Raw genomic sequence first — 15,614 nt, forward strand, 5'->3', positions numbered from 1 at the left:
GGAATAACCTTTTGCACATGGAATCGTTTGACTGGTGGGTTTCTCTAAGAAAAATACTAATAGGAAAAAGAGTGTATATCAGTATTTCTGATCTTAGGTTTTTAGCGCGCCCCAGAGTTTGGCTGCTCGTATTAGTATTGTTAGGGCTCTACGGGTGCGAGACTGCGGGCTATTACTTCCAGGCTGCAAGCGGTCAATTGCGGATACTCTCTGCCCGGCAGCCGATTGAAGAGCTGGTTCAAGACGGCAATGCCAGTGATCAACTCCAGAAGCAATTACAGCTCGTTCAGGAAATCCGTGCCTATGCAGCACAGGAGTTAAAACTACCAGTGGGGCAAGCCTATAGCTCCTATGTTCAGCTCGATGATGAGTACCCCATATGGAATGTATTGGCCGCACCAGAGTTTTCCCTGAGCCCCAAACGATGGTGTTACCCCATAGCTGGTTGCGCTAGCTATAGGGGCTACTTCCGCAAATCAGCGGCTATGGCCAAAGCAAATAGCCTGCGGAACCAGGGTTACGATGTCTACCTGGGAGCCGTGCCGGCCTACAGCACCCTGGGTTGGTTTAATGACCCTGTGTTATCAAGCTTTGTGAATTGGACACCGGAGAGACTAGCCGGACTCTTATTTCATGAGTTGGCCCACAGAAGAGTTTATGTGCCGGGTGATACCCGCTTTAATGAGAGCTTTGCTACAGCAGTGTCCGAAATTGCCCTACCTGATTGGCTTCGTAGCCAAGGTCTCTCGAGTTCTGCTGAGGAGACTAAGGCTCAGGCACTGGCGGTACGACAGTTAATGACAGCGACGCGTAAAGAGCTTCAACCAGTTTACCAATCCAACTTGCCAGACGAGGAAAAGCGCCAAGAAAAGGAGGAAATTCTGAGTCGATTGAGGCGTTGCTATTGGCGTATGGCAGCAGAGTGGTCTTACCCCGCGCGCTACCAGGCTTATATAGAGAAAACCAATAATGCTACTTTGGCGTTGGCGGCAGAATATGAATCTTTGGTTCCAGCTTTTCGTCAGCTTTATATTGATAGTAATGGTTGGGAGGATTTTTATAATGCAGCTGAAAGATTGGGTGAGCTCGATAAGGAAGATAGAGAGCAGAGTTTGTTGCAGCTGGCTAGCGAGTACAAACGAGAAAATAATATATCAAAGCAGAGTATTGATAGTGATGTAATAGCCTGTATTCATAATGGGAATTGATTTCTTAAATGGGGCTGAGTATTTCCATTATATAACAATCTGTATTTTTATCTCCATGTTGAATTTTGGGTGTCGCGAAATGGCAAATACATGATTGTCGATACGCTTTATTTAGTAAAAAAATAGCCATGTTTAATTTTATCTTTGGAGAATAACACTAGTTGCCGGGCCATCATTTCAAGGAGTCACTCCATATTTTTAAGTTATACACTTTTATATTTTTGTAAGCGTCTTTGTTCAAGCTTTGGATATATTTATCTGATCTTATTTGATGTGATAGGTTAATAGATGTTTACATAGTTATTATTTTTTAGGGCTATCCATTCAGTCCAATTAACTATCTATGCTTATAGTAAGTACTTAAGAATCTCCCTTCCAATGTTGCTGCACTTTCGTACAGATTAGGTTTTGTCAGGATTGACTTTTTGTCGATAGATTTTCCCTGCTAGAAAAATTATAGTGCTGCTCTTTGTTAAGTTGTGTAAAGGAAGAGTTTGGTAGAATGAACAGATACGGATTATCGAAGCTTTTAGGGGCTTGCGTTGTTAGCTTAATAGTAGGCTGCAGTGGTGGAAGTGGTGGAAGTGGTGGAAGTGGTGGAAGTGGTGGAAGTGGTGGAAGTGGTGGAAGTGGTGGAAGTGGTGGAAGTGGTGGAAGTGGTGGAAGTGGTGAGGAGGGAGTTTCGCTTTCTATTCATGGCACCTTGATAGATGGGCCAACTACAAACGCTGATATTGAAATATTCATAGGTGATTCATTAGTTTCCTCACTTTCCAGTAGCGATGGTGGCTATACGGCTGAAATCGAGTTGGATGAATCTGAATCAGATGAAGTTGTTAAAATTTTTGCCACTTCTCAAGAAGACAGCAAGATTAAATTTGCGAGCACTCTAGGAACTTTTAGTTATTTAGTCGAAATCGCTGGAGATGATGGTGTTCTTGAACAATCGGAAAGTCATGCTGTAAATATTAGCAGCGTATCTACCGCTATTTCAGCAATATTAGAATCGAAAAGTGACTCAGTTATTGAGTCTTCTGATGAGTGGGATGAGGTATTTAAAAAAGTTGATGCTGAAAGAGCCTTTTCTGTCGCTGCAGCAATAAAAATATTTATAGATTACTCAGAGAGAGGTATATCAATACCTGAAGAAGTAGAAGATACCTATCAGTTTGCTTCAGATTTTGATCTTTCATCTCAATATGTATCTATGTTTATGAATCAGATGGAGGGTTTATTTAAAGAAGTTAAGGTTGCTATGGCCCAAGAACCTGGCCTGTTAGGCACTTCTAGCAATAATTTAAACCCTATTGAGGGAACATATTACCTTCCATCTGAAGGCGGAAGAATTACATTAAATACAAATGGAACAGGTGAATATCTCAATGGCAGTGGGTTAGTTGAATTGACTTGGACTCAAGGGCCTGAAGGGATATCTTTGGAGTCTGTAGAGCCCCTTGTAGAGCGTATTCCTATGGAAGTTGGTGAGTATTATCTTTCCGCTGTGAGGGAAAGACAGTTCGACCGATTGTTCTGGATGTTGGATTCTAAAAATCAAGGAATGGTAGTTTTAGAAACTTCCGATACTCTTAAATTCCCTGATTGGGCTGAGGTGGATGATATATTTGAGACAAATTATATTGCTGCAAACAGTGCTCGCCAATCTGATCTTTTGAGTCCGAAAGATATACTAGTTATTGGTAATTCATATAGTATGCCGACTCCTGATAGAGATGGAGAGGTAGTGAACTATATTGAGAATTTCCAGCCTATTTCTACACTTAATTCATTAAAAATGAGTTTCTTAGGTGATTTCGAGAGTGGTGGCAATGTGAATGTTAAAATTCCAGTTGCTTCCGGAAATGGAGAGATAATTGAGAGTGATGCTTCTGCTACCTGGATTGTCGATGATTTAGATCGCCTCGTAGTTAGCTTTTCTGATAATGAGAAATTATATTTCTCTCTTTTAAGTTTGCAGAATGGAGAAATTCTTACTTCGTTTGTAGAAAGAGTGTCTCCAGATGGGCTGCACTCCTCTGCAATATCAACTATTTTTTCAAAGGATATTGAAAGCTGGGCTGATAACGAAATTGAAGGTGTTTATATTTATCCAAAAAATTTCTTCGAGCCACTTCATAGATTCTATTTTGATATTTCTGCAGATGGTACTATTTCAACGGTATCTCTCAATGATTTAGATAATGATGGTACCATTGAAGATAGTGAACGTCAGGAGCTTTCTGGGCTATGGGAATTAAAGACCAATGGTAATCTGTCTATCAGATTTTACAGGTCTGAGTCTGTGGCTGAGCCCTGTATATCAGATTCTTGGGACCCAGAGGTTGATGCAGAGTGTGCTTTATTCCAGGAGCGTGAATGGGATATTCATCAAGTAGACAGTGATGATAAGTATTGGTTTCAATACAATGTAAAATATTTTCAAGATGTTTATCTTAGCCTTTATGGTGAAGATATAGATGCGGATGAACATGTTTTAGGTACTAATAGAGTTTACCATTCTGGCTTGATTAAATTGTCTGAAAGACCATTTTAAATTCTAAAGATATGGTTTCCAGATTTAACTGAATTTTTATTTTCTGGCGACACCTTGTGTCGCCATTTTTTGTGTTGATCCAAAAATTAGATAGGTAGTTTACTGTATATCTTTTTATCGAATATTCTATTTTGAGGAGGTTGCTTTGATATTGCCAGAGTTTATGCTGTAGCATAAGCTTTAATTGTCTCAGATTAGACTGATATTTAAATTCGCAGATTATAAATCGCTTAGAGGTGCGGCCGACACCTGATGTATGAGTTCAAACGCCATACTATTTATCGTTATTTATCGTTATTTATCGTTATTTATCTAGTTGTTAAGTTTGCGCCATAAACATTACTCCCGGAATATATTTCCAGCTTAAAATGTTGTATCAGTAACTTTCCAGATGATGAGGTATAGATGTTTTTTAGATTATTTTTACTAAATCCAGCATCCGATTCGCAAATCCCCACTCATTATCAAACCAAATCAAAATCTTGGCTAAGCGATTCCCTGCTACACGAGTTTGGCCTGCATCAATAATCCCCGAACGCGGGTCGTGATTAAAATCACAGGATGCGAGGGGTTCTTGGGTGAAGCCAAGTACACCATTAAACTCAGACTCAGAAGCTGATTTTAATAAAGCATTAATATCTTCCCGACTTACTTCTCTTTGTAGTGAGACTGATAAGTCGATAGCAGAAACATTGACTGTGGGAACGCGTAGGGCCTGGGCTTCAAATTTACCTGCCAGATTGGGTAGTATTCTCTCAATACCGCGTGCCAAAGCGGTATCAACCGGGATAACAGAGGTTATCGCCGAACGCGTTTTTCTCAAATCAGTATGGTGATAGGCATCACTTACCGGTTGATCGTTCATCGCAGAGTGAATAGTGGTAATGACCCCGGCCTCAATGCCGAAGGCTTTATCCAGGGCGGCGATAACTGGAACACTGCAATTAGTTGTGCAGGAGGCTGCCGAAATTACCCGTTCCTTGCCCGTCAAAATATGGTCGTTCACCCCGTAAACAATCGTGGCATCGACATCCCGGCTGGCAGGTTGGGAAAATAGTACTTTCTTGGCTCCTGCGGCAAGGTGCAACTCCGCGCCTTGTCGCTGCTTAAAGCTACCGGTACATTCCAGTACGATATCTACCCGGTCCCGTCGCCAATTCAGATCTTCTAACCGTTCGCAATGAGTAACGGCAATAGAATCTCCATTAACTACAAGGATATCCTCATGCACGGAAACTTCGCCTGAGAAGCGGCCGTGGACAGAGTCGTACTTTGTCAGATGTGCAATGGTGTCGCAGTCAGCCAGTTCATTGATGGCGACTATTTGTAAGCTATCGCGGGCGCCAGACTCATAGAGTGCGCGTAAAACGGAGCGGCCGATACGGCCGTAGCCATTGATGGCAATTCTAGTGGTCATAGCACAACTTTAGGCAGGAGAAAAAATGTCAGCTCAGCGTCCCCGCGCGGCGCTGAGGCAGTGCCGCGCGGGGTTGATACCTAAATGATATTCAGTGGAGAGAACAGTATTATTTCAGCAGTTTTTCTACCGCTTCAGCCACATTGTCCACAGTGAAACCAAAGTAGCGCATCAAGTCGCCGGCAGGGGCCGATTCGCCAAAGGTTTCCATACCGATAATAGCGCCATCGAAACCGACAAACTTATACCAGTAGTCTTTGTGGCTCGCTTCTACCGCTACTCGCGCACGTACAGAAGAAGGCAGTACGGATTCGCGATAAGCTTCTTCCTGCTCCATAAACAACTCGGCACAGGGCATGGAAACAACGCGAACTTTCTTGCCGACCAGTTTTTCCTGGGCCGCCATTGCCAGCTCTACCTCGGAGCCAGTGGCAATAATAATGGCTTCAGGAGTACCCTCGCAGTCGGACAGTACGTACCCACCGCGCTCAATCTGAGCCAGCTGTGCGCTGTCGCGATCTTGAGGGGCCAGGCCCTGGCGACTAAATACCATGGTGCTGGGGCCTTCTTTGCGCGCTATTGCCATTTTCCAGCTCACTGCGGATTCAGTGGCGTCACAGGGGCGCCAAGTGTGCAGGTTCGGAGTGGCGCGCAAGGCGCTGAGCTGTTCTACCGGCTGGTGAGTCGGGCCGTCTTCGCCCAGGCCAATAGAGTCATGGGTATAGACAAAGACCACACGTTGCTTCATCAGTGCGGCCATGCGCACAGCGTTGCGGGCGTATTCCATAAACATCAGGAAGGTAGCGCCGTAGGGCACGAAACCACCGTGCAGAGCGATACCATTCATAATGGCGCTCATACCGAATTCGCGCACACCGTAATAGATGTAGTTGCCGGAGGCATCTTCGGCGCTGACGCCTTTGGAGCCTGACCAGATAGTGAGGTTAGAGCCGGCCAGGTCGGCGGAGCCGCCGAGGAATTCCGGCAGCAGCGGGCCGTAGGCGTTCAGAGCGTTTTGGCTGGCTTTACGAGAGGCAATCTTTTCTGCACTTTCCTGGCAGGCTTTGATGTACTCATCTGCTTTGCTGAGGAAGTCTGCGGGCAGTTCACCGCTCATGCGGCGCTCAAATTCGGCTGCCAGCTCCGGGAATTCTTCGCGGTAATCGGCGAGGATATCTTTCCACTCGTCTTCCTGGGCTTCACCTTTGGCTTTGGCATCCCAGCCAGCGTAGATATCTTCGGGGATTTCAAATGGGCCGTGGGCCCAACCGAGGGTTTCGCGAACCAGGGCGATCTCTTCGTCACCCAGCGGTGCTCCGTGACACTCTTCGCGCCCTTGTTTGTTCGGGGAGCCGAAGCCGATCACGGTTTTGCAGCAAATAATGGTGGGCTTATCGGTAACAGAGCGAGCTTCTTCAATAGCGGCTTTGATAGCGGCGGAATCGTGGCCATCCACATTGGGGATTACGTGCCAGCCGTAGGATTCAAAGCGCTTGGGCGTGTCGTCGGTGAACCAGCCTTCCACTTCACCATCGATGGAGATGCCGTTGTCGTCATAGAAGGCGACCAGCTTACCCAGGCCCAGAGTGCCGGCCAGGGAGCAGGCTTCGTGGGAGATACCTTCCATCAGGCAGCCATCGCCCAGGAATACATAGGTGTGATGGTCTACCAGCTCGTAGCCGGGGCGATTGAACTGGGCACCCATGATCTTTTCTGCCATTGCCATACCAACAGCGTTGGTGATGCCCTGGCCCAGTGGGCCGGTGGTGGTTTCTACACCAGGGGCATAACCGTATTCGGGATGGCCCGGAGTTTTGGAATGCAGTTGGCGGAAGTTCTGCAGCTCTTCTATCGGCAGGTCATAGCCGGACAGGTGCAGCAGGGAATAAAGCAGCATGGAGCCGTGACCGTTGGACAGTACAAAGCGGTCGCGATCGGCCCAGCTGGGGTTGGCCGGGTTGTGCTTTAAGTAGTCATTCCACAGCACCTCGGCGATATCCGCCATACCCATGGGCGCACCGGGGTGGCCGCTTTTGGCTTTTTGGACCGCGTCCATAGACAGGGCGCGAATGGCGTTGGCCTTTTCAGTGCGAGAGGGAGTAGAAGACATAAGAAGAGCTCTCTGGTTTCTTAGCTAGGGTGCGGCGCTGCTCTGCCGGCAGATTCCCGCAACAACGAAAATGGTGGCGTATTTTCCCGTAAAGGGCGGCCCTGCGCAAAGCCTTGGTGGGGGATTTGTTGTTGAGTGCAGCAACAAACTTCCAATTCTATGCATCAGGCGGCGCCATTAACATCTATATCAAAAATATTTAATGAAGCTATATCAAAACATTTTGATATAGATGTGCTCCCCTGCTAGACTTCGCTCCATGTCTGAAAATGAGCCAGCACCCGAACTGAGCCCAGCCGAGGCAATTCCTCAGCTGGCCTTGACCCTGAAAGCCGCCGGAGATCCCCTGCGGCTCGAAATTTTGCGCCTGCTTAGCCAGGATTCTTACAGTGTGTTAGAGCTGTGCCGAATCTTTGATTTGCGCCAACCGGCCCTGAGTCATCACTTGAAAGTGCTCGCTCAGGCAGGTCTGGTAAACAAGCACCGCGAAGGTAATAACCTTTTCTACCGGCGCACTGCAGCTACTCCACTGCTGGCACAGCTATTTACAAACCTGGATCATTTGCCTCTGGCCGATGTGCGGGTGCAGGCGGTATCCCGGATTTCTGAGGAGAGAGCGGAAGCATCGCGACGTTTCTTTGCCGATTACGGCAACCGCTTTCGCGAGCAGCAGGAATTGATCGCCAGCTATGACGTATACGGACCACAAGTGGCTCAGCTGCTCAAACCTGGTCGCCATGCCTTGGAAGTTGGGCCTGGAGAAGGTGAATTTCTACAGGAGTTGGCTCAGCGTTTCGCGACAGTGACAGCACTGGATCTGTCTTCTGCAATGTTGGAGCGGGCCCAATCTTTTGCCGATGAACAGGGTATTAAAAATATCGAGTTTGTCTGTAGCGATACTCGCGCTGCTGCGGCACGGCCGGCCAGTGCCGATACCATCGTGGTGAACATGGTGCTGCACCACACTCCTGACCCGGCACAGATATTTCACGATTTGCACGGCGCCCTAAAAAAGGGCGGGCAGCTTTTAATTGCAGAATTGCAAGAACACAGCCAGGACTGGGCCAGAGAGGCCTGCGGAGATTTATGGCTGGGCTTTGCTCCAGAGCAGTTGAGTGACTGGGCCGCGACTGCCGGCTTGCAAGATGGGCGCAGTATTTATAGCGCCCTGCGCAATGGCTTTCAGATCCAGATAAGAGAGTTTATTAAGCCCTGACGGGGGTTTGTCAGGCACAGCCTGAAGTTAAAAGATATTCAACCGCTGCGGCGGGACAATGGAGACCTCAAAATGAGTGAATACAGACTGTTTACCTCAGAATCCGTATCTGAGGGGCACCCGGATAAAATTGCCGACCAGATTTCCGATGCTGTATTGGATGCTCTACTGGCCCGTGACAAGCAGGCGCGGGTTGCCTGTGAAACCCTGGTGAAAACCGGTATTGCTGTTATTGCCGGTGAGATTTCCACCTCTGCCTGGGTAGACCTGGAAGAGCTGGTGCGTAAAGTTATCACCGATATCGGCTACACCTCCTCTGACGTGGGTTATGACGGTGAGACCTGTGGTGTTATCAATGTGATCGGTAAACAATCTGTGGATATCGCACAGGGTGTAGACCGCGCTAAGCCGGAAGACCAGGGTGCTGGGGACCAGGGGTTAATGTTTGGTTATGCGACCAACGAAACCCCCACCTTTATGCCTGCGCCGATCTACTATTCCCACCGTCTGGTTGAGCGCCAGGCTGAAGTGCGTAAATCCGGTCTGCTCCCTTGGTTGCGTCCTGATGCAAAAAGCCAGCTGACCTTCCGTTACGACGAACAGGGCCGCCCCTGCGCGATTGATGCGGTTGTTCTTTCAACCCAGCACAACCCGGATGTCAGCCAAAAAGATCTGCGCGATGCAGTGATGGAGCTGATTGTTCACAACACCTTGCCGCTGGAATGGCTGCATAAAGACACCAAGTTCCATATCAACCCGACGGGTAACTTTGTTATTGGCGGGCCAGTTGGGGACTGCGGTCTCACCGGGCGCAAGATTATCGTCGATACTTACGGTGGCTCCGCTCGCCATGGCGGCGGTGCGTTTTCCGGTAAGGACCCCTCCAAGGTTGACCGCTCTGCCGCTTACGCAGGTCGCTATGTGGCTAAGAACATTGTCGCTGCAGGCTTGGCCAAGCGCTGTGAGATTCAGGTTTCCTACGCCATCGGTGTCGCCGAGCCGACTTCCGTAGCAATTAATACTTTTGGAACCGGTTTGGTAGCAGAGGATAAGCTGGTAGAGCTGGTGCGCGAAAACTTTGACCTGCGCCCTTACGCCATCTCCAAATCCCTCGACCTGCTGCACCCGATGTATCAGTTGACCGCAGCTTATGGTCACTTTGGTCGCGATCCGTTTACCCACACTTACAATTGGATTGACAGCAATGGCCAGGAACGCAGTGAGAGCTTTACTGCTTTCCCATGGGAAAAAACCGACAAGGCGGATGCGCTTCGCTCCCAAGCCGGCCTCTAAGTTTCAGAAATAAATATTCATGCCTGCGCCAAAAGCGCGGGCACACAAAATATGCTGGGTACCACTCGGCAAGCAGATAATTTTTGGACTCAAAAACGATGAATCAAATGAGCACTGAATTTAAAGATTACAAAATCGCGGACATTTCCCTGGCCGAGTGGGGGCGCCGTGAAATTGAAATTGCAGAAGGTGAAATGCCGGCACTGATGACCCTGCGTGAGAAATACCGCGCAGAGCAGCCGCTGGCGGGTGCCCGTATCATGGGCTGTATCCACATGACAATCCAGACTGCAGTGCTGATCGAAACTCTGGTCGCGCTGGGCGCTGAAGTTCGCTGGTCCTCTTGTAATATTTTCTCCACCCAGGACCACGCTGCTGCTGCCATTGCTGCGCGCGGAATCCCCGTATTTGCGTGGAAAGGTGAAACTGAAGAAGAGTATGAGTGGTGCCTTGAGCGCACTATTGGTGCCGATGTTGCCGGCTGGCAACCCAATATTATTTTGGATGACGGTGGCGACCTCACTGAGTTGCTGCACCGCGAATACCCGCAACTTCTCGATGCTTGCCACGGTGTGAGTGAAGAGACCACCACTGGCGTACACCGCCTGCAGGATATGCTGCGCGAAGGCACCTTGAAGATTCCTGCGATCAACGTCAATGACGCTGTGACCAAGAGCAAGAACGACAACAAATATGGCTGTCGCCACAGTCTCAACGACGCCATCAAGCGCGCCACTGACCACTTGCTCTCTGGTAAGCGAGCGCTGGTTATTGGTTACGGCGACGTAGGTAAAGGTTCCGCAGCATCCCTGCGCCAGGAAGGCATGATCGTACGGGTTTCTGAAGTGGACCCGATCTGTGCAATGCAGGCTTGTATGGACGGCTTTGAGCTGGTTTCCCCCTACATCGACGGCGTTAATACCGGTACCGCTGAGGGGATTAACAAGCAGCTGCTGGCCAATACAGACCTGATTGTTACTACAACTGGCAACGTAAACGTTTGCGATGCCCACATGCTTTCCGCCCTGAAGAGTGGTGCGGTGGTTTGTAATATTGGTCACTTCGATAATGAAATCGACACCGCCTTTATGCGTGAAAACTGGGAGTGGCAGGAAGTTAAGCCTCAGGTACATAAGGTGGTTCGCAATAGCGAAACCAATGATCACTTGCTGCTGCTGTCTGAAGGCCGCCTGGTAAACCTTGGCAACGCTACTGGCCATCCGAGTCGCATCATGGATGGCTCTTTTGCCAACCAGGTTCTCGCCCAGATCCATTTGTTCAAAGAAAAGTTTGCCGACTTACCGGCAGATCAAAAAACTTCAGCGCTGTATGTAAAAGTACTGCCCAAGCACCTGGATGAAGAAGTTGCACGCTATATGGTTGAGGGTTTTAGTGGTGTTATTACCCGTATGACCGAGCAACAAGCTAACTATATCGGTGTTTCAGTTGAAGGTCCGTTCAAACCTGAAAGTTATAAGTACTAATCACCCCTAACTAAAAGGTGCCGGTATCGCCGGCACCTGAATTGTGCGGGGTTGGAGAAATATAATGAAAGACTCCATTCGCATAAGTTTCGAATTTTTCCCTCCCAAAACGCCAGAGGGTCGCGAGAAACTATACAAAACTCGTGAAGCGCTGCAGGCATTTAACCCTGAATTCTTCTCTGTAACTTATGGTGCCGGTGGTACCACAAGAGAGACAACGTCGAGTATTGTGACCAATATGCGGCGAGATGGTATTTCAATTGCTCCTCATTTGTCGTTTGGTGGTGATAATGAAGAGACAATACTGGGTTTGTTAAATGATTATAAAGAGGCGGGAATTAATCGAATAGTTGCACTGCGTGGTGATATGCCGTCGGGCATGGGTGCAGTGGCGCAACTGGTTTATGCGAATGAATTAGTCGCCTTTATTCGCCGACATACCGGTGATCAATTTCATCTTGAAGTAGCTGCTTATCCAGAGATCCACCCGGAGTCGAACAGCTATGATGATGATATTCGCTATTTAAAAGGTAAATTTGAGGCAGGTGCTAATAGCGCTCTGACTCAATATTTCTATAACCCGGATTCCTATTTCTACTTTATTGATCAGTGTGAAAAGGCGGGTATCGATGCGCCCATTTATCCAGGCATTATGCCGATAGCTAATTTTGCCAACCTTGTGCGTTTCTCTCGCAATTGTGGTGCAGAAATTCCGAGGTGGTTGGTTAAACGCATGGAAAGCTTCCGTAATCCTGAAGACGTTCGAAAGCTTGGATTAGAGGTTGTTACCGACCTCTGCGAGACCTTATTAGAAGGGGGGGCACCAGGTTTACATTTTTACACAATGAATCAGGATGCAATCGTTACTAAGATTTTGAAAAACCTCAAGCTTTAATTGAAAACTCGAAAGCTATTGCTTTCGAGTTTTCTGTTTATGAAACATTGACTGAAATTTTCATATCGTTTGTTCAGAGTTTACTGGCTGGAAATTTAGTATCTTTTCTGGGCCATCTGAAATATTTTTAAATTCCGGTAGGTTGGTATAAGTGCGGAATTATAATCCCCCCCTGAAACCATTCCTCTCAATACTATATGAGGATGAAGCACTACTCATCTTAGAAAAACCCAGTGGGCTTCTTAGTGTTCCGGGAAGAAGCGCTGATCATAAAGACAGTTTAGCTGGTCGAGCGCAATCACTATATCCAGATGCATTAACTGTCCATCGATTGGATATGGATACTTCAGGACTAATCGTAATGGCACGCAGTGTTGAGGTACATAAGGCACTGAGTACTTTATTTCAAAATCGTGAAGTCGAGAAAGCCTACTATGCGCGGGTATGGGGTGTGCCTGAAAATGTAAGTGGTGAAGTGGATTTGCCGCTTATTTGTGACTGGCCAAATAGGCCGAGGCAAAAAGTAGATTTTGCCGAGGGCAAGCCATCTCTAACCCGCTGGGAGAAAGTCTCCAGCTCTGAAAACAGTAGCTTGATTCGACTTATGCCAGTTACTGGGCGCTCTCACCAACTCCGGGTGCATATGCAGGCAATAGGACATCCAATATTGGGGGACCCCTTTTATGCCCACCCTGGTGCGTTGAAGGGGGCTTCGAGGCTACTGTTACATGCTAGCGAGCTGAAATTTTCTCACCCTGTAAGTGGAGAAGCTTTGTATTTTACTAGCGAGTTGCCCGGAGAGTTTTTAATTGAATAATATGGCAAGAGGGGCTGTCAGAGAGATATAAAAAGGGCGGCCATTTGGCCGCCCTTTTTATCGGTTATTTTTTATTCTTCATCGCCGCCATCAAAATATCACCCATGCTGCCACGGCCATTGCCTTGGCCCCCTTTCTGGGAGCGGTTGCCCTGCTGCTTGTTGTAGCGCTGGGCTTGGCGGTTTTCGCGCTGGTCACCCTTTTTAATACCGCCACTACCCTGCTCACCGGGCTCGTCAGATAAACGCATGGAAAGGCCGATACGTTTGCGGGCAACGTCCACTTCCATCACTTTAACTTTGACAATATCACCGGCTTTTACGACTTCGTGAGGGTCTTTAACGAACTTCTCTGAAAGTGCAGAGATATGTACCAAGCCATCCTGGTGAACACCGATATCCACAAAAGCACCGAAGTTGGTGACGTTGGTGACAGTCCCCTCGAGTACCATTGCTGGGCGTAGGTCTTTTATTTCTTCTACGCCCTCTTCAAATTTTGCCGTGCGGAATTCCGGGCGCGGGTCTCGGCCAGGTTTTTCCAGTTCGGCGATAATATCGGTAACGGTAGGTACACCGAATTTTTCGTCGGTATAGTCTGCCGGATTCAGCCGGCGCAGAAAGCCGGAGTCGCCGATAAGGCTGTTAATTTCACGGCTATTTTTTTCGGCAATGCGTTTAACCACGATATAGGACTCGGGGTGTACACCGGATTTGTCCAGCGGATTTTCACCGTTATTAATACGCAGGAAGCCGGCGGCCTGTTCAAATGCCTTGGGTCCTAAGCGCGGAACTTCCATCAGTTGCTTGCGATTTTTGAAAGCGCCGTTCTGGTCGCGGTAGCTGACAATATTGTTGGCAATAGATGCAGTCAGGCCGGAAACCCGAGCCAGCAGCGGTGCAGAGGCGGAGTTCAGCTCAGCGCCGACCCCGTTTACACAGTCCTCAACCACGGCATCCAATGAGCGAGCCAGTTGAGTCTGGGAAACGTCGTGCTGATACTGGCCAACACCAATGGATTTGGGCTCGATTTTCACCAATTCTGCCAACGGGTCCTGCAGACGGCGGGCGATGGAGATAGCTCCACGGATAGTCACGTCAAGATCTGGGAATTCCCGCGCAGCAAATTCAGAGGCGGAGTAAACGGAAGCACCGGCTTCGTTAACCACAACTTTTTGAGCCGTCAGCTTGTATTGTTTAATGGTTTCCCCGACAAATTTGTCGGTCTCACGGCTGGCGGTGCCGTTACCGATGGCGATCAGGCCCACATTGTATTTATTACACAGGGCGGCAATAACTGCTGCAGACTCCTGGTGACGATTCTGTGGCGGGTTGGGGAATATGGCGGTGTGATCGAGTATCTTGCCAGTGGCATCGACCACGGCGACCTTGACCCCGGTGCGCAGGCCCGGGTCCAGGCCGATGGTGGCTTTTTGCCCGGCCGGAGCTGCTAGCAGCAGGTCTTTCAGGTTGCGGGAGAATACCTTGATGGCCTCCTCTTCTGCTTTCTCGCGCAGCTCACCCATCAGGTCAGTTTCCAGTGCGGTCAGCAGTTTGATTCGCCAGGTCCAGCGCACCACTTCGCCGAGCCATTTGTCTGCAGGACGACCTTCATCGGTGATATCCACATGGCGGGCAATCATGGCTTCGCAGGGGTGGTTGGCGGTTGGGGAAGCCCCCTCCTCTTCGGCAAGGCCGACACTGATAGCGAGCACGCCTTCGTTGCGGCCACGGAAAATAGCCAGGGCACGGTGCGAGGGAACCTTGGACCAGTCTTCGGCGTATTCAAAATAGTCGCGGAACTTGGCCCCTTCCTCTTCTTTGCCTTCGAGCAGTTTGGATTTCACCTGTCCATCGCACTTGAGGAATTCACGTAGCTTGCCCAGCAGCTCGGCGTCTTCGGCAAAGCGTTCCATCAGGATAAATTTGGCTCCATCCAGAGCGGCTTTGATGTCTTTGACGTGAAGGGAGGCGTCTTCGTTGTCGGTGTTGAGGTATTGCTCTGCTTCGGCTGCGGGGTCTAGGGAGGGGTTGTTGATCAGTGCATTGGCCAGCGGTTCCAGGCCAGCCTCGATGGCGATTTGCCCTTTGGTGCGGCGCTTGGGTTTGTAGGGGAGGTAGAGGTCTTCGAGGCGATTCTTTGTGTCGGCACTGTTGATTTGTTGTGACAACTCTGGGGTCAGTTTGCCCTGCTCATCGATGCTTTTTAGGATGGCAGCGCGGCGCTCTTCCAGTTCGCGCAGATAGCGCAGTCGGTCTTCCAAGGTGCGCAGCTGGGTGTCGTCCAGGGCCCCTGTCACTTCTTTCCGGTAGCGCGCAATAAATGGGACTGTGGCTCCTTCATCGAGCAGGGATACTGCGGCGGTAACCTGTTGTGGTCTGACATTGAGTTCTTCGGCGATGCGAACGTTGATATCCAGCATTTGATGTTTACATCCGTTTTCCGGGAAATTTCGTACCGTTAAGGGCGATGTAGGACCAGTAAGTAGCCTTTCAGTTTCCGTGGTATTTGGCGGGTAAACGAGAGGGCCCTTACAGGAGTAATTTTGGGTCGGCATTATGCGTTACCCGAGCGCAGCGAGGAAGGTTTGCGGCAGGGCACAAACTTGTGCGGCAGTCTGCATCCA

10 protein-coding genes are annotated in these 15,614 nt (G+C 48.9%); 7 read left to right on the plus strand and 3 right to left on the minus strand.

All coding sequences use genetic code 11. From position 1 onward, the window contains the following. Positions 1-71 precede the first annotated feature (71 nt). Together ACJJIS_RS22535 and ACJJIS_RS22540 are read left to right on the plus strand one after the other, a co-directional pair. Complete coding sequence (locus tag ACJJIS_RS22535) at positions 72-1,208, plus strand: aminopeptidase (protein WP_475709129.1); 1,137 nt, start codon at positions 72-74, stop codon at positions 1,206-1,208. Between the two features lie 502 nt (positions 1,209-1,710). Next, complete coding sequence (locus tag ACJJIS_RS22540; protein WP_475709130.1) at positions 1,711-3,759, plus strand: hypothetical protein; 2,049 nt, start codon at positions 1,711-1,713, stop codon at positions 3,757-3,759. Between the two features lie 412 nt (positions 3,760-4,171). Here ACJJIS_RS22540 and gap read toward each other — a convergent pair whose 3' ends face one another. Together gap and tkt are read right to left on the minus strand one after the other, a co-directional pair. After that, positions 4,172-5,176: a type I glyceraldehyde-3-phosphate dehydrogenase gene (gene gap, locus ACJJIS_RS22545; RefSeq protein WP_475709131.1), complete on the minus strand. Its 1,005-nt coding sequence runs from the start codon at positions 5,174-5,176 to the stop codon at positions 4,172-4,174. Between the two features lie 109 nt (positions 5,177-5,285). Beyond that, a complete protein-coding gene (gene tkt / locus ACJJIS_RS22550; RefSeq protein ID WP_475709132.1) occupies positions 5,286-7,286 on the minus strand; it encodes a transketolase in 2,001 nt (666 codons plus the stop codon). Positions 7,287-7,545: 259 nt separating this feature from the next. Between tkt and ACJJIS_RS22555 the strand changes: the two genes are divergently transcribed. From ACJJIS_RS22555 to ACJJIS_RS22575, 5 genes are all read left to right on the plus strand, one after another. Next, the gene (locus ACJJIS_RS22555; RefSeq protein WP_108734975.1) at positions 7,546-8,502 is read left to right on the plus strand and encodes a metalloregulator ArsR/SmtB family transcription factor; all 957 of its coding nucleotides are present in this window, start codon (positions 7,546-7,548) and stop codon (positions 8,500-8,502) included. Between the two features lie 72 nt (positions 8,503-8,574). Beyond that, positions 8,575-9,795: a methionine adenosyltransferase gene (gene metK, locus ACJJIS_RS22560; RefSeq protein ID WP_475709133.1), complete on the plus strand. Its 1,221-nt coding sequence runs from the start codon at positions 8,575-8,577 to the stop codon at positions 9,793-9,795. A 107-nt stretch (positions 9,796-9,902) separates the two neighbouring features. Continuing rightward, positions 9,903-11,279 carry an adenosylhomocysteinase gene (gene ahcY, locus ACJJIS_RS22565; RefSeq protein WP_369974263.1) on the plus strand — a complete coding sequence of 459 codons (1,377 nt, stop codon included), beginning with the start codon at positions 9,903-9,905 and terminating at the stop codon, positions 11,277-11,279. Between the two features lie 64 nt (positions 11,280-11,343). Continuing rightward, the gene (gene metF, locus ACJJIS_RS22570) at positions 11,344-12,174 is read left to right on the plus strand and encodes a methylenetetrahydrofolate reductase [NAD(P)H] (RefSeq protein WP_475709134.1); all 831 of its coding nucleotides are present in this window, start codon (positions 11,344-11,346) and stop codon (positions 12,172-12,174) included. Between the two features lie 151 nt (positions 12,175-12,325). Further along, complete coding sequence (locus ACJJIS_RS22575; protein WP_475709135.1) at positions 12,326-12,991, plus strand: pseudouridine synthase; 666 nt, start codon at positions 12,326-12,328, stop codon at positions 12,989-12,991. A gap of 64 nt (positions 12,992-13,055) precedes the next feature. Here the strand turns inward: ACJJIS_RS22575 and ACJJIS_RS22580 are convergent, their stop codons facing one another. Beyond that, entirely contained in the window at positions 13,056-15,410 is a 2,355-nt protein-coding gene (locus ACJJIS_RS22580) for a Tex family protein (RefSeq protein WP_475709136.1), read from the minus strand. Positions 15,411-15,614 lie beyond the last annotated feature (204 nt).

This window comes from Microbulbifer maximicatervae (SeqCode) (assembly GCF_056231245.1).